Source organism: Paenibacillus sepulcri, assembly GCF_042647105.1.
GTDB classification, from domain to species: domain Bacteria; phylum Bacillota; class Bacilli; order Paenibacillales; family Paenibacillaceae; genus Paenibacillus_Z; species Paenibacillus_Z sepulcri.
Genome location: NZ_JBHRUP010000002.1, coordinates 528,176 through 548,733 on the forward strand (window position 1 = coordinate 528,176; position 20,558 = coordinate 548,733).

Annotated in this window: 17 protein-coding genes; all 17 read right to left on the minus strand. The window is 50.5% G+C overall.

Annotated features, from left to right (window positions below; all coding sequences use genetic code 11):
* Positions 1–202: 202 nt before the first annotated feature.
* The 17 genes from ACFOLF_RS37215 to ACFOLF_RS37295 all read right to left on the minus strand — a co-directional run bounded on the left by ACFOLF_RS37215 (position 203) and on the right by ACFOLF_RS37295 (position 20,536).
* Complete coding sequence (locus tag ACFOLF_RS37215) at positions 203–1,180, minus strand: SLAC1 anion channel family protein (RefSeq protein ID WP_210047044.1); 978 nt, start codon at positions 1,178–1,180, stop codon at positions 203–205.
* A 620-nt stretch (positions 1,181–1,800) separates the two neighbouring features.
* On the minus strand, positions 1,801–2,580 hold the full coding sequence (locus tag ACFOLF_RS37220) for a GNAT family N-acetyltransferase (RefSeq protein ID WP_210047045.1): 780 nt from the start codon (positions 2,578–2,580) through the stop codon (positions 1,801–1,803).
* Positions 2,581–2,679: 99 nt separating this feature from the next.
* Positions 2,680–3,906, minus strand: a complete 1,227-nt coding sequence (gene ltrA, locus ACFOLF_RS37225; protein ID WP_379114698.1) for a group II intron reverse transcriptase/maturase — start codon at positions 3,904–3,906, stop codon at positions 2,680–2,682.
* A gap of 25 nt (positions 3,907–3,931) precedes the next feature.
* Positions 3,932–4,879: a hypothetical protein gene (locus ACFOLF_RS37230; RefSeq protein ID WP_210047046.1), complete on the minus strand. Its 948-nt coding sequence runs from the start codon at positions 4,877–4,879 to the stop codon at positions 3,932–3,934.
* The gene (locus ACFOLF_RS37235) at positions 4,794–5,294 is read right to left on the minus strand and encodes a hypothetical protein (RefSeq protein WP_210047047.1); all 501 of its coding nucleotides are present in this window, start codon (positions 5,292–5,294) and stop codon (positions 4,794–4,796) included. Before ACFOLF_RS37235 ends, ACFOLF_RS37230 begins: the two co-directional genes overlap by 86 nt.
* Before the next feature lie 38 nt (positions 5,295–5,332).
* Positions 5,333–6,100, minus strand: a complete 768-nt coding sequence (locus tag ACFOLF_RS37240) for a hypothetical protein (protein WP_210047048.1) — start codon at positions 6,098–6,100, stop codon at positions 5,333–5,335.
* A 46-nt stretch (positions 6,101–6,146) separates the two neighbouring features.
* The gene (locus ACFOLF_RS37245; RefSeq protein ID WP_210047049.1) at positions 6,147–7,061 is read right to left on the minus strand and encodes an alpha/beta fold hydrolase; all 915 of its coding nucleotides are present in this window, start codon (positions 7,059–7,061) and stop codon (positions 6,147–6,149) included.
* A gap of 71 nt (positions 7,062–7,132) precedes the next feature.
* Positions 7,133–7,624: a quercetin 2,3-dioxygenase gene (locus ACFOLF_RS37250; protein WP_210047050.1), complete on the minus strand. Its 492-nt coding sequence runs from the start codon at positions 7,622–7,624 to the stop codon at positions 7,133–7,135.
* A 585-nt stretch (positions 7,625–8,209) separates the two neighbouring features.
* Complete coding sequence (locus ACFOLF_RS37255; RefSeq protein ID WP_210047051.1) at positions 8,210–8,974, minus strand: SDR family NAD(P)-dependent oxidoreductase; 765 nt, start codon at positions 8,972–8,974, stop codon at positions 8,210–8,212.
* 267 nt (positions 8,975–9,241) lie between these two features.
* Complete coding sequence (locus ACFOLF_RS37260; RefSeq protein ID WP_210047052.1) at positions 9,242–10,303, minus strand: LLM class flavin-dependent oxidoreductase; 1,062 nt, start codon at positions 10,301–10,303, stop codon at positions 9,242–9,244.
* Between the two features lie 798 nt (positions 10,304–11,101).
* Entirely contained in the window at positions 11,102–12,262 is a 1,161-nt protein-coding gene (locus tag ACFOLF_RS37265) for an enolase C-terminal domain-like protein (RefSeq protein WP_210047053.1), read from the minus strand.
* A 92-nt stretch (positions 12,263–12,354) separates the two neighbouring features.
* Entirely contained in the window at positions 12,355–13,680 is a 1,326-nt protein-coding gene (locus ACFOLF_RS37270; protein ID WP_379114700.1) for an amidohydrolase family protein, read from the minus strand.
* A gap of 11 nt (positions 13,681–13,691) precedes the next feature.
* Positions 13,692–14,948, minus strand: coding sequence for a Zn-dependent hydrolase (locus ACFOLF_RS37275; RefSeq protein WP_210047054.1), 1,257 nt, complete (start codon positions 14,946–14,948; stop codon positions 13,692–13,694).
* Complete coding sequence (gene hutI / locus ACFOLF_RS37280; protein ID WP_210047055.1) at positions 14,945–16,219, minus strand: imidazolonepropionase; 1,275 nt, start codon at positions 16,217–16,219, stop codon at positions 14,945–14,947. Before hutI ends, ACFOLF_RS37275 begins: the two co-directional genes overlap by 4 nt.
* Before the next feature lie 9 nt (positions 16,220–16,228).
* Positions 16,229–17,902, minus strand: coding sequence for a urocanate hydratase (gene hutU / locus ACFOLF_RS37285; protein ID WP_210047056.1), 1,674 nt, complete (start codon positions 17,900–17,902; stop codon positions 16,229–16,231).
* A 22-nt stretch (positions 17,903–17,924) separates the two neighbouring features.
* Complete coding sequence (hutH, locus tag ACFOLF_RS37290; protein ID WP_210047057.1) at positions 17,925–19,466, minus strand: histidine ammonia-lyase; 1,542 nt, start codon at positions 19,464–19,466, stop codon at positions 17,925–17,927.
* Positions 19,467–19,906: 440 nt separating this feature from the next.
* Positions 19,907–20,536, minus strand: a complete 630-nt coding sequence (locus ACFOLF_RS37295; RefSeq protein WP_210047058.1) for a class I SAM-dependent methyltransferase — start codon at positions 20,534–20,536, stop codon at positions 19,907–19,909.
* Positions 20,537–20,558: the final 22 nt, after the last annotated feature.

Below are 20,558 nucleotides of genomic sequence, written 5' to 3' on the forward strand. Positions count from 1 at the left end.
TCAATAAATTAGAAGAGGAGCTGCCCGAAGCAAGCTCCTCCACTGTCGTGATACGTTAGCTTATATATCTTTATTTGGTGGCTTTCTAGCCTCCCACATTTTTTAAAAAGGGAATCTAATTATCACAAATGTTAATATTATAATTCCTACTCCTGCAGAGAGCAGTCCTTGCTTATCATTTTTTGTTAAGATCGTTAAATGATTATCCTTTAAGCAGACTCCCTTTAAATAGCATGTTTATTGTTCGAATAAAGAGAACGACCAAAACGATGCTTAACAAAGCCAGAACGACCGCGGAAATGGCGATTAACAGCCATGAATGCACAAACATCGCATATTTTAAAGCGGCATTGCTGAGAGCAGCCATTGGAAAGCCTACAGCCCACCAGGAAGCGCCAAACGGGATGGATTTTTTAAATACTTTGAAGAATAAGACAATGAACAGGAACAGACCAAAGTAATACAAGATGGAGGCGAACGGATCAATTCGCTGCTCGAAATTCGTATAGCCAAGAAAACCAACCTCAAACGGCGCAATCATGATCATCATGGAGGGCGTTGATCCTGCTGGCAGTGGAGCTTGATGGATCAATCTGGATAAGATCAAGGAAAGGAAAACTAAAGCAACAATTCCTCCGATCGCCAGGGACAACAGATTAATTTCATGCGCCCATGGGAACGGCATTGTCCCGCCGGTAACAGCTATATTAATGGTCCCTACCACAGGAATCAACAAGGCCGGAACCGCGTTACCAGGCTCATGGTTGCCGTTCAACAAGCGTGTAACGATGACAAAACTAAGCGCAAATGTGGGTACAATTCCGATGACCCAAATCACTTGCCCCGATATCTCACTGTAGGCGCCTATCACGGAGGAAAGCAATAGAATGGAAATCGTGATCGTACCGAAAAAAAACCCTAAAACCGGATGCGCAAATTCATCTTTGACTTTCTGTGGATAAAGAACCCATTTTGAAATATAACCTATGCTTAACGCGACAAATACCAGAACTGCGACAATTCCAATAATATCAGCGATGACAGGGGAAGTGCCGAATAGCTTGCTTGCTTGTCTCCAAGCCAATGACAGACCTGAAATTCCCATAACCGACGCGAATAGATTAACGGGTAAGAATTGAACAGAACTTTTTTGTTTCTGTACGGCAGCCATGGTTTGCATGGATAATCACCACTTTCTATACAAATTATTGTTTATCGAATGTAGAGTGCATTCGTGCTATGTTGTCGTGGCAACATCATACGGAAATTCTGAAATCCTTGGAGAATAAGTCAGCCCCAGTTCGGCCAATAACCAAACCAAGGCTGATTCGTCATGCTTTATACCTTAATAAATTGATGCACATCTATGAATATTAGTATCCATCTTCCGATTCGATTTTATGCCATCTCCCATATGCCGCAATGAGCAAATGGTCCTTTATCGTTCTCCTTTCGATTAACTCAACCTCACCTGATGCCTCATTGTATTAGATTAAAAATTATAGATCAATATTATCTTTTCTATGAAAACGATAGATGTGATCTATGGTTTTTTGAGGAAACAAAAGTTCCGTTTGGATCGCGCTTTCTTTTGAACTGAGTTATGGGTAATTTTGTAAATAGATTTATCGTCGGCAATCGGACCAAGTTCTTGTCATACGACATATGACTAAATAACGAAACAGCGGAGGTCCAGGACTTTGAATGCCAAAGCCTAGGATCTCCGCTGTTTTATTGTGCTTGCTTTATCTCGGTCATTATTGCCAATACGGGCAAATCGGTGCCGAAGCAAGCGTTTAATTACCCAGAATAAACGTCAATCGTGATTTCTTCTTCAAATCCGAGCTTGCGGTAAATGCTTTGACCCATGGAGCTTGCCTGCAGAATCGCCTGCTTTGCTCCTGAGGCATGTATATCGCGTAAGGCATGGGCCACGATTGCTCCGCCGATGCCTCTTGAGCGGAATTCTTGAAGAGTCGCAACCGTGTATATCCCCGAAACGTCTCCTTGACTGAAGGTCATTAAGGTACTGACGGGCATCTCGTTTAAATAGCCAAGGTAATAGCGGGTCGATTTCCGTTCCTGGTCATAGGCGAAAATCCGGGTAGCGGCCTCTGCCACTTCATCCGTAAGCTGATATTCGGCAATAAAGACCTGTTTGAATATCTCGAGTTCCTCATTCGTATGAATGGTGCGAATTTGCAATCCCGGTACTTCGGCATTCTTGATCGCCCGGCCTTCAAGGGAAAGCGACATCCCGGACATACTGCCCACGTTGACAAACGCGTTCGCATGCAACGCTTCGATTACGGCTTCATCCCGATCATGGGAATAGATGTGCCAGCTGCACTTCATTCTGCGCTTATGGTACGAATCAGCGATGGCTTTCACATCCTCAGCAACGTCAATTTCTTTGGAAGCCTGATAATCGAATACGCGGTTGAAAATCGGATACGGAATATCAGTTTCGACCCGGCAGGCGGTCAGAGTGCGTTCAAATTTCATGCGCGGGTTATTATGGCTCAAATGTTCAAAAGCCAGAATCATGTTCTCGCGAATGGCTTCATTATAGCTCGCCAATTTCTTCAACCTCCGTTGTAGAGTAAAGGACTGGAGATACCAGCCCCTCCTCATCAAACCGTACGTACGGTTTTCCCACATACGGCTTTCCGACTTTCTTCACCTTGTGCAGTACGTACTCGTCCAAGAAGCAACGGACTTCAGACCTGAAAGCGAAAGAGTTCTGTTGAAGTCCATGTGCCAAGACTTACGTCTCTTGTGTTTCTTGTTCCAGAATAGAGCGAGTCGTTTGTGAATATACCAATCGATTTTGCGCAAAAATCCGTTTGAGACCCCTGGATCAATTGCGGTATAGTAGTTCCTCCACCCTTGTATTTTGGGGTTGAGCACTTTAACCATATCGTTCAGTGACCACATTAACCGGTTCCGACGAGCCGTTACTTCTTTCACCTGCGTCCGCATCTTCTCCATTGCTTTCTTCGACGGGAAACTACGCAGGATGTGGGCGACCCTTCCGCCTTCACGTAGTATAGGCAGGCGTCGATGGTGGTAGCCTAAGAAGTCGAATCCCTTCTTATCTATCCAGAGGTTAACAAGTTTGGATTTCTTCGTGTTCATCGTTAGTTCTAGTTTCGCAAACACCGCCTTCAGCACATCTATGGCTTCAAGCGATTGCTCCTTCCGATTGCATAATATGACGAGATCGTCGGCAAAGCGGACAAGGGTGCCCAAGTGAGAGAACTTTCTTTCCCATATCGTATCCAAGTAGTTCAGGTAAATGTTTGCCAGTAGAGGAGAGATGACTCCCCCTTGCGGACTGCCGATTTCCGTCACATGGAACTGATTATCTTTTATGTACCCGGCTTCTAGCCATTTCCGGATTAATTTAAGGATGCGGCGGTCACTAATTCGCTGTTCAACCAGTGCCATGAGTTTGTCATGAGGAATATTGTCAAAGTATCCCGTGATGTCTACATCCACCACCCAATAGACGCTTCCCTCATTAACTGTTTTCCGTATCCGCTGCAGTGCACCGTGCATGCTTCGTTTCGGACGGAATCCGAAGGAACATTCCCGAAAATCCGCCTCGAAGATGCTTTCAACCACAATCTTCGTCGCCGTTTGGACCAGTCGGTCCTGTACGGTCGGGATACCTAGTGGTCGCATTTTCCCGTCAGGTTTTGGAATCTCATGGCGTCGTACCGGCTGTGGCTGATAGATTCCACTTTTCAGCAGGTCGATTGTTTCCTGTAACAATCGCTCCTCGCCGTAATCCTTCACGATATGGTCGAGACTGATCCCGTCGATCCCGGAGCTTCCCTTATTGGCTTTGACTCGTCGCCATGCCTCGCGCATACAATCTTCGCGATACAATTTGTCATACAATGCATGAAACCTTCTCTTGGGCCTCTTATTCTGTGATTGTGACACCCAACCGGATGGCCGGAATGGCTGATCCCGGATGGTCCTCTCCGTAAGTCAACTGAGGTGCGACGTAGACATCAGGGTTCGCCTGCTTGCCCTTATATATCCCGGGATACAGATCGAGAATGTGGTAACCCGGTTCGCCGGAAGCGAAAATAGTGAACGTTACCGTTCCCTGGCTATTGAAGCCGCACATATAGCCCAGGTAAGCATTGTCGTAGTCCAGGTAGTATGCGTTATCGTATTCCGTCCAGCCGACGCCTTTGATTTGAACGGTAATTTCAGTGCCCGCAGGTCCCGAAGTTGGCGTGATCTTGGCAATTGACGGTGTTATCGAGAGGTAAGTTTCAGCATAGGTAACGCCCGCGACCTTCAATTCAATCCGGTGTGGAACGCCGCCAAGGTCATCAGGTACCGGGAAGTCGTAGCTAAGTCTGCCGTTAACGTCCGTTTGAGCCGTTCCCAGGCTCTTCGTCTTTTCCTCGAAATTTTTGCCGGATATTCGGCTGCCCTCCATCGTATGCCAGACAAGGTTCACCGTTTTGCTGGCCGGAATGCCGCTCGCTTTCAGTGTCACGTTATCCCCGACGTGCCCAGAAGACTGGCTGAGCGAAGCAGATACGCCTGGCTTATTCGTCAGCGCAGGCATTTGCACACCTCCGCCAACCGCCTTTGGCTGGGACTCAACTTCATTCTTGACGACCGGCGCCTCGTCCGTTACGTTAAACGTGAAGCTCGGAACAGGTAGATAGGCATTCGGTGCTTCTGTGTAGTTCATGTACGGCATGCCCAAATAGCCATGCCAAATCGTGATCGTATGCTTGCCGGCCGGGCCTGAGGCGCGAATCCTAGCGGTCGCGCTGCCATTCGTGGATACCGCGGAGATTAAGCCCGTCATCTTGTTGTCGTATGACAATTGCCAGTTGCTTTCCATGGTCGAATAGCTGATTCCCTCGGCTTGTACCGTGATTTCCGTACCAAATCGTATGGTCTCCGCCGAAGCCTCTGGGAATAATGAAGCTTCCCTGCCATTTACCTTGTTCATCGGACATGCCGGTCAATATCGTGTTCACTTCGGGCTTATACACCGGACCGATAAAGCTGTATAGACCCTTAATATCGTAACTCCCTTGCTCGGTTTCCCAGAGCAGTTTAACTGGAACGTTCTGCTTCAAGCCTTCCGATGAAAAATGGATGGCAGCTCCGACGGTACCCTTGCTTTGTGAGATCTGAACGGACGGTGCAACGGGCTGCCCATTCGGTTCCGCATTAGCGGATGGCATCATCCAGAACGAAACAAGCACCAGAAACGAACTCAGGAACGTAACCAGATACGTCATGGGTTTCAATTGTATAGACCTCTTCTCTCTGTTTTTCCTGGTATGTGTTAATTGGCTTGTTCTCCCGTTGCCAAGGACTCAGGTGCGACGATCGTAATGAGCGAAGGCACTACTTGAAACGGCTTATATTCACCTTTCATGGTAGGCGTTTCGGCGGTGACGTAGTAGCTAAGCGTTCCTTTCGGCGTCGCGTCTGTCACTTTGTAATTCACGCTCCAAAACATCTCGCCAACCGGGGCATCAGGCGGGTGTTGTCCCAACTGCATATCAAGTACTTCGCCTGTACCGAGATGAACCTGCAGCGTCGCATTTTCGGCCAGCATACCTGTGATCGGATTCAGAGCTTTCATTCGGAAAACGATACCGTCACCTACAGTGAAACGGTTTTGCAGTACACAGCCTGCATTTTGGGAAACGATATCGCCTAAGACTACCAACTCGGATTTAAAGCTAAGCTGCGCCGTATGCGTTTTGCCATTCCAGGTCAGGCTGTTCGCGGTTACCACATTGGCCAGATTTTTAATATAGACCGTAGGGATTCCCTTCGTTTCGACAACGTTAATTTCTTTTCCATTGATCATTGCAGTGTGCTTCTTGCTGTCATAGTCGAAATTCATACCAGTAATGCTGGAAAAGCTCTTCAGATCCACATACACCCTTCCACCGGAAATATGGTTGGCGGACGAAGTCAATGCCATTCCGTTTACCATTACTGAAAGATCCGCTCCGTTTGCGGATACGACCGCTGGCAGAGTTGCGGCGACTGCGGTTGCCAGCAGTAAAGATGCTGCTTTCTTTTTAAAAACTTTAATCATAAATAAAGCCCTCCTTAAGATTTCTGGTGCTCATAGACTTTTATATTTACTTGCTCCTAATTACCTGAGAGACGAAATCGCTCACTACTCTCGTAAATTCCTGCGGGTTCTCGACATGACTCATATGCCCGCCCTCTTCGAAGGTATAGAGCTGCGATCCAGGAATTTTCTCAGCCATTTCCGTTGCCCATCGTGGGCCGCAGTTGAAATCATTTTCTCCGACCAGGATGAGTGCCGGAGCAAGAATCGTATGCAAAACATCCCTAACATCCCACGTATGCGGCTTCCGATTCGGATCGAAGGTAAAATTCAGATTGGCTTTCCACTCCTCGACTTCTTCCGGGAGGTTCCAATAATCACCGAAGAATGCGGGTAATAACCGCCGTAAAATGTTTAGGGTCGATTCGCTGTCTTGCGCTGCGCCTGTTATTAAGTCCATCCAAGCCTGCTTCGCATCCTGAGCCTCAGGACGATCCGGCCAGCGCTGAGCATAGAGCTCAATTTGCCAAACCTGCTCCATACCAATATCAGGTCCCATACACGGAGCACTGCTATAGACGATTAGCCCTCCGAGCTCATCCGGATAATCGAGAGCATATTGAAGTCCGACAAAACCTCCGTGTGAATGTCCCAAGAAGTATGGTCTCCGAGCTCCAATGTGTTCTGCGACTTTATGGGCGTAATAGGCGTACCGCGACATATTGTAATCTCCGTCCGGCAACATCCCTGAACTCCCCGTGCCTATGGACTCTATATAGACAACGGTCATTGTTTTTTCAAGCAACGGCATACGCATATAATCCCAATGGAAACCGGGACCACCTGCATGAACCAGACAAACCGGCCCTCTGCCGGCTACATAATAGCTTTGTTCCACTCCGTCGATCGAAAGCTTATGCTCGCCAAGTGCTAACGCGCCTCTGGAATCATAAATGGATGAATTGGAGAAAGATTCTCTCATAAGCGATTATCCCTTCTTTCTGTGATAAAACGAATTGGTATGACTGGTAATGGATAATGGCTTGGGAAAATTTAAAGACCAGGATAAGTAATATTATATTTTTTTGATACTTGCATTAGTTTCTGTATCGATTCAGGAGTGGGCGGCTCAATGTGCGCTTCCATTCCTTCCACGTAAGGAACGCCCAGTTCCTTTACAAATGAATCAAATCCCGCAGGGTAGGCTGTAACCAGGAAATGAGCTTTTTTTGACCTCACCTTAAAGGTATGTGGAATGCCGCGAGGAGCGAAGACATAATCTCCACTTTTAACCAGAAGAGTTTCATTGCCAAGTGTCATTTCTAATTCTCCATCCAACACGTAAAAAGATTCGTCTTCATCTCTATGAACATGGAGTGGCGGACCATCATTTTCATTGACCGAACAATGCACCACGCAAAACTCCCCGTTTGTGTCCTCACCACTTACCAATATTGAATTAATGTCTGTAAGGAATAGGAACGTATTTTCTTTGTTGGCATTCCGATGCATCATACCTGCTTTACTTTGGTTACTCATCATCATTCTTTGCTCCTCTTTGTTGGAATTTAATTTCAAGTACCTGCGCAGGTATATTAGATCGATCGTTCTCATATTAATTATTCATTCTGAATCTGTCAACTTATATAACATAAAATTCATAATTTGAGGGTGAGGAAATTTGTGGAAATCTCGTTTGCACCTAATTAATAGGCCAATTTCTTACAAACCGCGTCACTCAAGTGAACTTGATGTCATAATTGAAAAAAAACTTATCTCATGCCTTACCTCTCCTTCAACGAATTCACTGTAAAAAACCATCGCCAATGCTTGGCGATGGTTTTTTAACATTTGAAATTTGAACGTTATCACAGGGGCTAGTTAAAAACGTATAAGTGAGTTGACACGAGGGAAAAAGAACAACGGGTTATACTTTCCGGTTAGAGCAACCGTTTATCGTAACGTTAATTGGTAATTCACAACCTATACGAGAACGATTGGTAAAATTTTTCTTTACCATTCGTTCCCGATATGTTATAACAAACTTCAAAGCAATATGAGGGAAAGAAGTGACGTACTTCTCAAATCGATCATCGTTGCGGTCCCGATTTTACCGAGCTCCCTGCAGCTCTACCAAGCGGTTGCGCCACCGTCGACGACGTAGTTGGCACCTGTAATGTAAGACGCCCGGTCAGAAGCGATGAATACCGCGAGCTCCACGAGTTCTTCGGGTTGACCGAAGCGCTTGAGAAGCGTCTTTTTGGTTATCTCATCCCGAGCCGCCTGGTTGTCGCCGAGGTCGCGGTCACTTGCCGGGGTTAGGAAAGGCCCTGGACTGATCGCCACCGCACGGATACCATGGCGCGCGCCTTCAAGCGCGAATTGTCGCGTCATGGCGATGACGCCAGCTTTCGCTGCGCTGTGCCCGACCATCGGGGGGGTCTCTCCGGCGATCAAGCCTGCCATGGACGCGACGTTGATGATGACACCGCCACCGCGCTGAACCAGGTGCGGCCATGCGAATTTCGACACGAAGAAGGGAATGTCGAGTTCGCCGGCAATGGTTCTCCGCCAGTCTTCGATGGAGAAATTGGGCATCGGACCGAAGTATTGTATGGCCGCGTTGTTGTAGACTACGTCGAGCCCGCCGTAGGCGGCCACAGCATCCTCAACCATCTTCTGCGCCTGTTCCGGGTTGGTGAGATCAACCGGCGCAATGCCAGTCATCTCACCGCCGGAGCGACGCAAGAGTTCGACTGTCTCGTTGTTGGCATCAACATTGATGTCGCATCCGACGACCCTTGCACCTTCTCGCGCAAAGGTCAGCGCCGCAACGCGACCGAGACCTCCACCGGTGCCGGTGATCAGCACAACCTTTTTATCAAGTATCCCCATAACTTTTCCTCCTGGTCTGTGGTTTGTGAAGGGGGACTACTAATCATTTTCCTCACCTGGACTTGTTCGTCGTCTGAAACTTATTATTATGAAATTTTCGCCAAACCATTCACTGGACAAATTGAAGTTAAACAGTAGTTTGAAGAACTTCAATAAGCTCTTTCCTTACAGGGTTGCGCCCGCTTTATCATCCTCCGAATCGGAGTTGCGGGCGGACCCCATTTCAACTGGAGGTTCGACCGAGTTGAATGTAGACGACTGTTGTCATCATCTCGATATCCCTTCCGCAACTTCCCATCTTGCGATCTCTTCCCGAACTTGCGGTGCGACTTCCGTTCCCAATAGTTCAATAGCTTTCATAACATCCTCATGCGGCATGGTGCCAATGGGTAAATGCAGGAAAAATCGTGTGAAGCCTAAATGTTTGCTCATGTGAATAATTTTGTTGGCCACCGTTTCGGGATCGCCTACATAGAGTGCGCCTTCTAAGCTGCGTGAGGCATCAAAGTTTGAACGGCTATATTGTCCCCAACCGCGCTCTTTTCCAAAATAATTAAACGATGCCTGAGTGGGAGGGAAGTACTTCTCGACCGCAAGCGAGGTACTCTCTGCAATGAACCCGAGTGAGTGTACAGCTATTTTTAATTTTGATGCATCATGTCCTGCACGGGCAGCAGCGTTCTTATAGAGCGGCACGAGCGGAGCAAATTGCAAGGGGCTTCCGCCAATAATCGCCAAAACAAGCGGCAGTCCAAGTACCCCTGCTCGTATTACCGATTCCGGATTGCCCCCACTGCCGAGCCATACTGGCAAAGGGTTCTGAACCGGACGCGGATACACACCAAGATTCGTAAAGGCAGGTCGATGCCCTCCTTTCCAGGTTACCTTCTCCGAGTCCCTTAATTTTAATAACAGTTCCAATTTTTCCTCAAAAAGCTCTTCATAGTCATTTAAATCATAACCAAACAATGGGAACGCATCGACCATAGAGCCTCGACCCGCGATAATCTCTGCACGTCCATTTGAAATACCATCGAGCGTGGCAAATTGCTGAAACAAACGTACAGGATCAGCAGCAGAGAGCACGGAAACAGAACTGGTTAAGCGTATCCTTTTAGTCATAGGCGCCGCTGCCGCCAGCACAACAGCAGTAGCGGAATCCGCAAATTCCTTACGATGATGCTCGCCGACCCCAAATACATCCAACCCAACCTGATCGGCAAGGACAATTTCTTCCACAACCTCACGCAAGCGCTGCGCATGACTTATCGTCTTGCCCGTTTGAACATCCGGAGTTGCTTCGACAAACGTATCTACACCTATTTCCATTTTCAAATCCCCCTAAATATAAAGTTAAAGTAAAATCCTTATTTCAGAAAATATCCGACCCATCATTTTTAGCATGGCTTTCACGATTCTTGATACCATACCCGATTTTCTTCAACACGCGAATAAGTTCGGGCTTCTCCTCATCTATCGCAAATGACAAGTGGTCCGAGATTAATTGAGCATGCTTGGGGAAGATATTGTCGTAGCAGCCTCGTCCTTCCCCACTTCTACCAATCCCGTAAAGTTCCTCATCCCATGACTGATAAAATAGGCATGCACTCACTCCTCTGATATTTACACTATAATTAGTTATTATAAAATTATTATTTATAATAATATATATTATAATATTAATCTGTCAACTTGAAAAAAAAGACATGGACACCTTCCGAAGAAGACATCTGCCCGTTCGTATTAGGGGATCAACCAGAACTTACTGGTTGATCTATTTTGCAGCCAGCTAGCTTTCGGTGGAGCACGAACTGAATCGGGCCTTGAATGGAGGTACGCAATAGCCGACTCGGCCCACTTCTTCATGAGATGGGATTTAACCAACTTGTCAAAATCGGGAATGGGATAAGGGTATTGTCATTCAAATTTAGCAAGAACTTTATCTCATAACGCAAAAAAGGCCGCAGTTTACGCGGCCAATAATGAGATAATGTTCGTGTCACCCGACACCTGATAAGCGTTCCCCGCTGCACTTGACCACAGTAATAATCGCTTTAGCATCGCAGCAGCGCTTATCCGCCATATAATAGAAATCCGTACTCCAATATCATTATATTCTATGGCTAACTATCGGCTATTCAAGGACCAGCCGGATCGTTTTATAAGGTTTGTTACAAGTTCATCGTCGAAGACGATCCCGAAACCCGGAGTGGCCGGAATATGAATCTCTCCGCTTTCGATTCGATACCCGGATACATCCATTCCTTCAATAGTAATGTCGTCGTATTCCACAAATTCGAAGTTGCGCACGGCGGCTGACAAATGCCCCGACGCGTAAATGCCGTAAGCATTGCCGTAACAATGAGGCGCAGACCGCAAACCATGCGCATCCAGCTTCTCGCCTAATTCCAGCCAATGCGTGAAGCCGGGCCAGATGATATCGTACTGCAGCACATCGACACGGCCGCGGGTCGCCCACTCAACAAGATGCGGTGAAGCAAGCCCTTCCCCATCCGCGATCAGCACATTCTGTCCACGTTGCCGGAGCCATTCCTTCAGGTCCTCGTACAAGGCTTCATCCTCATGGAACGCTTCTTCCAGCCAATACAGATTCACATCCGCCAAAGCCGCCAAGACCTCTTTGGTCAAGTTCAGATTATAGGCATTATTCGCATCGATCATGATTTTGCCTGTGGGACCTGCCACTTCCGAGATCCCCTGTACGATCGCGATATCTCGTTTCGTCCCTTCCCGGAGCGGCATATGGCGTCCGCCTCGGCCAACTTTAATCTTAAAATGGCGATGGCCCTTCGCATATCCTTGTCTCGCTTCTTCTTGCATCAACGCGACAGCGGCTCTCTCATCGGACAGATGCAAATCGTCGAAGTACAGAGAGGTATCGTAGCAGGGGACAACCAATGGGGCTCCCCTTTCCAAGTGGGCACCCGACACCAGGTCATAAACTGGTTTGCCTTGTCTCTGTCCTAACCAATCGAGAATTGGATATTCCAATTGCAAACGATACGCTTCGCGCAGTCTGCCCCGGTCGTCGAATAAGTCAAGCAATCGGCAGCCTATTATCTCTTCGGCCCATTCCGGCTTCATATGAATCGAGCTGCCGTAACCCGTTTGCCCATCGATCGTAATTCTGGCGATGTCCACTGTGCAGCTTTTGCCATGAATGCCGATTCTGCCATTGGCCCCCGCGCTTCTGGCTCGTTCGCCCGTTAATTTGGCGAACTCGATCTTTTCCACTTTCCAATCAGCGTGTAAACCTGTAATGTCCATAGGATCCTCCATAACCGGCTCGGCGGCTTCGTGTCCCGATTTTATTCGTAAGTAGAATACCATATTATAGAATTATACTGTTAGTAGATCATTCATGCGCCGCCCCACCTCTCGAATAACCGGTTCACCCGCGAGCTAATGTCTTGCTCGGCTACGGTCAGTAATCCGTCTTTGCTAAAGACGGGTTTGCCGTCGATGACGACATGGGCAATCGCATTCGGCTGCATGGCATAGACCATATTCGCAAATAATTCGCGTTTTGGCGCCAGCGACAAATCCTGAATGTTAAGCGCGGTGAAGTCCGCCGCTTTGCCGGCTTCGATCGAACCGGTCTGCAGCCTTAACATTTCGGCGCCGCTCGCGGTTCCCATCCGGAACACGTCATTCGCGGTGATGCAGGTCCCATCCAACCGGGAAACCTTTTGCAGCAAAGCGCACATCCGCATTTCTTCAAACACGCTGATCCGGTTGTTGCTGCACCCTCCATCCGTCCCCAAGGAAACTTTTACGCCGGATTTCAAGAGGTCCGGGATTCGGGTGACACCGTCTGCGAGAAACATATTGCTGGAGGGACAATAAGCCAGCGAGATGCCGCGGCTGCCAATCAACTCGACCTCCGAATCATCCAGCCACACCAAATGAATGGCGATCATCCGTTCATCCAATACGCCTAACGAGTCCAAATAATGAATCGGCCTAAGGCCGTAATCCCTTAACGTCTCCTCGACCTCGAACATTTCTTCCGCGACATGAATATGGAAAGGGGTATCCAGCTCGACCGCCAGACGATGACCGGCCTTAATCATTTCTGGCGAAGCCGCGTGCGGACTATGTGGCGCCGGATGGACCGTAACCATCGGGTCCCCCTGGTATTTGACGGCAAGAGAACGGGTCCGTTCCACCGCTTCCACCACCGTCTCTCTGTACGCCGCGGGAGCGCCGTTCCAGTCGTACATCGTACGGGCAAAAACAAGCCGGATACCTACGTCCTTCGCAGCCTGAATGACCGCCTCGTCATAGGCTGTGCTGCCGTTATGAACATAGAAAAAGTCGCTGACTGTCGTGACGCCGTACCTGATCATTTCTCCGAAAGCCAGCAGTGCTCCCGTATAGATCGCTTCTTCATCAAGCAGCGGCGTGTACCGGTACAGCGCTTGATCCCTCCATTCCAGAAAAGGTTTATCGATGGCGATGCCGCGCAGCAGGCTTTGAAAAGAATGATTATGCGCATTGACCGTGCCCGGCACGATCGCTTTCCCTTCCCAGCGGATAAGCTCGGCTTCAGGAAACGAAGCGGATACCTCTGGCAAAGGTCCAACCTCCATGATGACGCCGTTCTCCTCCACGAGTGCAAAATCTTTCTGAAACGATCCGTTTGCATAGACATAATCCGCTGCATACAGCTTCCGCTTGCTCACGCTAATCCTCCTTAAGCATCCAATTTCTCATCCAGCGCCAAAATGGCATGAAGAAGAACGTTGCCTACCTTCTCGATATCTTCGATCCGGCTCGCCTCTTCCGGACAATGGCTTTTTCCATCCAGGCTGGGGACGAAGAGCATTCCCGAACGGGTAAGCGACGCCATATGCGCCGCATCGTGTCCAGCCATGCTGCCAAGCGGTGCATGCGCATATCCGAGCTTCTCCGCCTGCAAAGCGCAAGTCCCGGCAACGAGCGGATCCATGCCAACCGGATGCTGGTCGAGCAGCATGCGGCGCTCGATTCGCACTCCTCTTCTGGAGCTAATGAGAGCCGCTTGCATCTCCCATTTATCGATTGCTTCCTGGATGTCGGCTCTCGTTTTCCCGCGGATCTCCATATGAAACTGCACCTTGCCGGGAATAATATTAGGCGCATTCGGTTCGTTCGTGATCTTCCCGACCGTCCCTACGATTTCGTCCGATGGATGCGCAAGACATACCCGCTCCAGTGCGAGCATCGCTTCGGCCGCTCCCAGTAAAGCATCGGTCCGTTCCTGCATAAGTGTCGTCCCCGCGTGATTCGGCACGCCAAGGACGGTCACTTCCTCGCGGTATATGCCCGTGATCGCCGTGACAATGCCGACCGGAATGCCGCGGTTCAGCAGCCTCTTCCCCTGCTCGATGTGCACCTCAAGAAAGGCAGCGAGCTCTTCCGGCATCCGGCGTGCCTGCCCGTAACGCTCCGGATCCCCGCCCGCTTGGCGCAGCGCATCGATAATAAGCCTGCCGGTGTCGTCCCGGACGCCTTCCAAGTCCCGCCTTGTCAGCTTTCCGGCTACCGTCCGGCTGCCGAATGTCGATAGTCCGAACGGATTCGGTTCTTCCGCGCTGAAGGAAACGAGCTCGAGCGGATGCCGGGTCCGAATCCCCTGCTCTTTCAGCACAAGCATGATCTCCAAAGCTAACAGGACACCGAGCGCTCCGTCGTACTTGCCTCCGTTCGGCACCGTATCGACGTGGGAACCGAACGCTATAGCCGGAAGCTCGCTGCGCTTGCCGCTCCGGGCAGCCCAAATATTGGCCGCTTCGTCGACGCGAACGTCCAAGCCGAGAGCAGCCGCTTTCTCTTTTACCCAATCCCGGGCCGCTAAATCCGCAGGCGTAAACGCCGTCCGGTCCAAGCCGCCCTGCCCATTCACGCCGATTCGGCCCAGTTCATGAATGGCTTTCTCCAATCTGGCCGCATTGATCGTCAGCTGCTTCATACGTAATTCCTTCGGCCTTGCACAATGACGGGAACACCCTTCTTGATAACCGTCTCCGTCAAATTAACGGCATAATGGTACTGCATATATTCGATATTCGAAGCATCGAAAATAACCAGATCGGCCTGCTTTCCGGCCTCGATGCTGCCGATCCGGTCTGCGCGTCCGATCGCATGAGCCGCATTGATCGTGCAGGCAGTCAGCGCTTCGGCAGGCGTCATCCGCATCGTTAAGCAAGCCAGGTTCATCATAAAGGGAAGCGATTCCGTCGGGCTGGAGCCCGGATTCCGGTCGGTCGACAAGGCGACCGGCACACCCGCTTCGATCATTTTCCGGGCATTGGCCGGCTTCGTCATGAGGAAGAAGGCCGTACCGGGCAGAAGCACCGCAATGACGCCTTTCTCTGCCATTGCCCGAATGCCGGCGTCCGACGCCCGCAGCAGATGCTCGGCCGATACGGCTCCTATCTCGGCAGCCAGCTCGGCGCCCCCGTAAGGGACGATCTCATCGGCATGAATTTTCGGCTTCAGCCCCCATTTCAGGCCGGCTTCCAGGATCGTCCTCGATTGTTCGGGAGTGAACACGCCCTCCTCGCAGAAGACGTCGCAGTACTCTGCCAGCCCTTCCTTGGCGACAGCCGGTATCATTTCCTCCGTTACGATTCTGACGAACAAGTCCGGATCCGACTTGTACTCGGGAGGAACCGCATGGGCACCCATGAAGGTCGAGACGAGATCGACGGGATGCTCGCCATGAAGAAAACGGGCCGCCCGCAGCTGCTTCAATTCATCCGCAAGCCGCAGTCCGTAGCCGCTCTTCGCCTCAATCGTCGTAACGCCGTGGGCAAGAAAGCGGTCAAGCCGCTTGCGGGTCTCGCTGATTAACTGCGCTTCCGATGCGGCGCGGGTTTTGATCGTTGAATTGAGAATGCCTCCGCCCGCTTGAAGGATTTCCATATAGGTGGCGCCGCATAAGCGAAGCGTCAGCTCATGCTCCCGCGATCCGGCGAACACCACATGCGTATGTGGGTCGATCAGACCCGGGGTGACGGTCTTTCCTTCCGCCAAAATAACGTTGACGTCTTCGCCTCCATGTTGCGAGACATACTCCGCTGCCTCTTCGTCGGCTCCGACGAAGACGATGCGTTCGGCATCCATGACGACACCGCCGTTCTCAATGATGTTCAGCTTCTCCATCTCTATTCCAATCTTGGGCGCTTGGCTGCCCCCGCTTACGGTTGCGACTTGCGCCGCGTTCTTGATATAAAGCATATGGCAGCGTCACTCCTCTCCGGTCACCTGTCTCCCCGCCATCGGCATCCGAATCCCCATCTTCTTAGCGTTATCGATCGCCAGATCATAGCCGGCATCCGCATGGCGAACGATGCCCATGCCCGGATCCGTCGTCAAGACGCGCTCCAATCGCTCCTCCGCCTCCTTCGTCCCGTCCGCGACGATCACCATCCCGGCATGAATGGAATAACCCATGCCTACGCCGCCGCCGTGATGCAGCGATACCCAGCTTGCCCCGGCCGCCGTATTGAGGAGCGCGTTCAGAATCGGCCAATCCGCGACCGCATCGCTGCCGTCGCGCATCGCCTCCGTTTCGCGGTTCGGCGATGCGACGGAGCCCGCGTCAAGATGGTCGCGCCCGATCACGATCGGAGCCGACAGCTCCCCGGAGGCGACCATATCGTTAATGATGCGGCCGAACAACGCCCGCTCGCCGTAGCCGAGCCAGCAGATCCGGGACGGCAGGCCCTGGAAGGCGATTCTGGCCTGCGCCATTCGGATCCATTTGCATAAATGTTCACGGTGGGCGAACGTCTTTAAGATCACTTCATCAGTTTTGTAGATGTCCTCGGGATCGCCGGATAACGCCGCCCAGCGGAACGGACCCCGCCCCTCGCAAAACTGCGGACGGATGTAAGCAGGGACAAAACCCGGAAAAGCAAAGGCGTCTTCCACGCCTTCATCGTAAGCAACCTGGCGAATATTATTGCCGTAGTCGAAGGCGATAGCGCCGAGCCGCTTCATCTCGAGCATCGCTTCTACATGCACGGCCATGCTTTCTTTTGCCTTCCGGACATAAGACGTCGGATATTCTGCGCGCTGCTTGCTGCCCTCCTCCAACGATAAGCCCTGAGGCAGATAACCGTTCAGCGGATCGTGAGCCGAGGTTTGATCCGTTATAATATCCGGAATGAAGCCGCGGCGGAGCATTTCCGGCAGTACCTCTGCCGCATTGCCGACCAAACCGATGGATAACGCACGCCCCTCCTTCCGGGCCTCGACCGCAAGCGAGATCGCGTCATCCAGGCTTTCCAGCATGCAATCGCAGTAACGCGAATGAATTCGCTTCATGATTCGTGTCTTGTCGACGTCGATCCCGATCAGCACGCCTTCGTTCATGGTGACGGCTAACGGCTGGGCCCCTCCCATACCGCCGAGGCCGGCCGTTACGGTAATCGTCCCTTTCAAAGTGCCGCCGAAGTGCTGCCTTGCGCATTCCGCGAACGTCTCATAAGTACCCTGAACGATGCCCTGGCTGCCGATATAAATCCAGCTGCCTGCCGTCATCTGGCCGTACATCATAAGCCCCTTCCGGTCCAGCTCGTGAAAAGTATCCCAGTTCGCCCATGCCGGAACCAGGTTCGAGTTGGCGAGCAGCACACGCGGCGCGTCCCGGTGGGTCCGGAAGACCGCGACCGGCTTGCCGGATTGCACCAGCATCGTCTCGTTGTCCTCCAGCTGCTTCAGCGTATCGACGATGGCATCGAAGCTCTCCCAATTCCGCGCGGCTTTGCCAATTCCCCCATACACGACCAGCTTGCCCGGATATTCGGCCACCTCCGGATCCAGATTGTTCATCAGCATGCGCAGCGCCGCTTCCTGGACCCAGCCCTTCGTATTCAGCCTAGCGCCGCGCGGCGCGCGAACGACTCGTTCCTTCATAGCGTCAAACCTCCAATCCAATTTATACAATCGGGACGACCGACGCGATGGCTTCCCGCACATTCGTCTTTCTCATCCATTCCGCCATGACGCGAATATCGTCTGACAATACGCGGTCTTCATCCATGAAGCTCACATGCTCGCGGCACCGGTCATACATCCATTTCGTTCCCTTTCCCAGTTTTTCCGGACCGCGAAAATCGGCAGCTTGTGCTGCGCACAGAAGCTCGATAGCAATCACCGAATAGGCGTTCAGCACAATCTGATTCGCCTTGCGGGCCGCGATCGTCCCCATGCTGACGTGATCCTCCTGATTCCCCGATGAGGGGATCGAGTCTACGCTGGCCGGATGCGCAAGCGACTTATTCTCAGACACAACTGCAGCCGCCGTATATTGGGCGATCATAAAGCCGGACTGGACTCCTCCGTCCTTCGCCAGGAAAGGAGGAAGCTTCTCATTCAAAGACGGATTGACGAGTCTTTCGGTACGTCGCTCCGAGATGCTGGCGAGCTCGGAAGCACTGATGGCAAGATGATCCATCGCTAAGGCGATCGGCTGACCGTGGAAATTGCCTCCGGAAATGACACGATCCTCAGCAGCGAAGATGAGCGGATTGTCTGTTGCCGCATTCATTTCGATTTCCAGCTTCTCTTGAATATATCGCAGCGCGTCCCGGCTGGCGCCATGAACCTGCGGAGCGCAGCGGATCGAATAAGCGTCCTGCACGCGCAGCTTTCCCTGATCCGTCATCAATCGGCTGCCCTGAGTCAAACGCCGGATATTCGCAGCGGATTGTCCCTGCCCCGGATGCGGGCGAAGCGCGTGGGTAAGCGGTTCGAAGGCATCGCGAATGCCGCGAAGCTCCTCAGCCGTTAACGCGGCCGCACAATCCGCCCATCCAGCTAAATTGACGGCATCATAGCAAGCAAGCGCTCCAATCCCCGTCATCACCTGCGTCCCGTTAATCAAGGCGAGACCTTCCTTGGCCTCCAGCGCGATAGGCTGTAAGCCGGCTTTGGCCACCGCTTCGCTGCCGGGCAACCGATCGCCGCGAAAGCAGGCTTCTCCTTCGCCAACCAGCACGAGTGCCAGATGCGACAACGGCGCTAAGTCCCCGCTTGCCCCAAGCGAGCCTTGCTCCGGGATGACCGGCGTCACTCCGGCATTCAGCATATCTACCAGCAGTTGAACAACTCCCGGCCGGATGCCGGAATAGCCCAGCGATAAAGCATTTACGCGCAGCAGCATGGTCGCTCTTACCGCTTCCTCCGTCAGCGGCGGTCCAATCCCGCAGGCATGGCTTCGAATGAGATTCAGCTGCATGCGTTTCGTGTCTTCGGCCGAAATATAAGTATCGCTGAATTTGCCAAAACCGGTCGTCAGCCCATACACCACCCGCTTCTCACGAAGCAGCTTCTCGACGTACGCCCGACTAATCGCCATTTGATCTAGGCAGCTTTGACTAATTTGCACCCGCTCCTTATAGCGGGCTACCCGGACCACCTGTTCAATCGTCATCGTTCCGCCGTCAACGAGCACCGTACTTTCGTCCATTGGCAACATGCTGGCACCTGCCTTTAAGCCCAAATAAGTGTGAAACTTATACATTCTTGGAATTTAAAAAAAGCCAATACCCGGGTTGAGGTATCGGCTTCCGGCACTTGGCTGTTGGCATGTCGATCAAGGCGTTTATACATTCACGTATTCCTATCATTGTTAAAAATATATGTAGCGAATGCAGCCTTAAAACCTGAAATAAGAAAACTTTTTATTTCATCGCTTGGATATGCGCTTGCCTCAAGAAAAAAACACCCGGAGGTGTTTTCCGATGACCAACTATGAACTGCGTCGGCAGATACCTCTTTCAACTAATTGCTTATCGTAAACACGAAAACTATTTTCGCTTATCTTTGGAGATATTAATAGAAGGATCATTAACAATAGTACTCTACGAGTATCTCTAACGCCTTCGTATGTCTGCATACTCTTAAAAACAGATGTGCTTATAGTTCTTTCTTACATTTTACAATTAAAAATTTTACTGGAGGTTTATTCTTCATGTCCTTGGTTGGCTCGTCAATTTCTGAAAATTCTACAAGTCCATATTTCTCAAATTCCTGTTTTATGGAGTCAGAATCATAAAAAAACATTTTTACGCCCTCCATGATTTCGAAATAGTCTTTATCCAATTGTTTGCCCTGTCCAAACATGGGGGCTTTTTTTGAAACAGCTGTAAAAATCATATATCCATTTGGCTTTAACTGATTATAGCAATCTTTAATAAACTTTTCTCTCTCACGATTATTCAATAAATGAATAAGTGCATAGCTAAATATACCGTCATAGAGTTTGTCATCAAAAGGCATGTCAGTTACGGAACCATGAAAAATACTGCTATCAAGCCCGTTTTGCCTCGCCAAATCAATCGCTGTTTTTGAAATCTCAATACCTGTTACTTTTATTCCATTGTCAATAAAAACCTTAGCATTTCTGCCATATCCAATACCTGGTACCAGTATGTCCTTTACATTCCTTTCAAGGAAAAAGTCCTTCGTCACGATTGCGGAGTCTGTAGGTTCAAATCCCCACATCGTTTGTTTTTCTATAAAACTGGATTCCCAGAATTCCGTCATATCTCTATCTCCTTTATGTTTT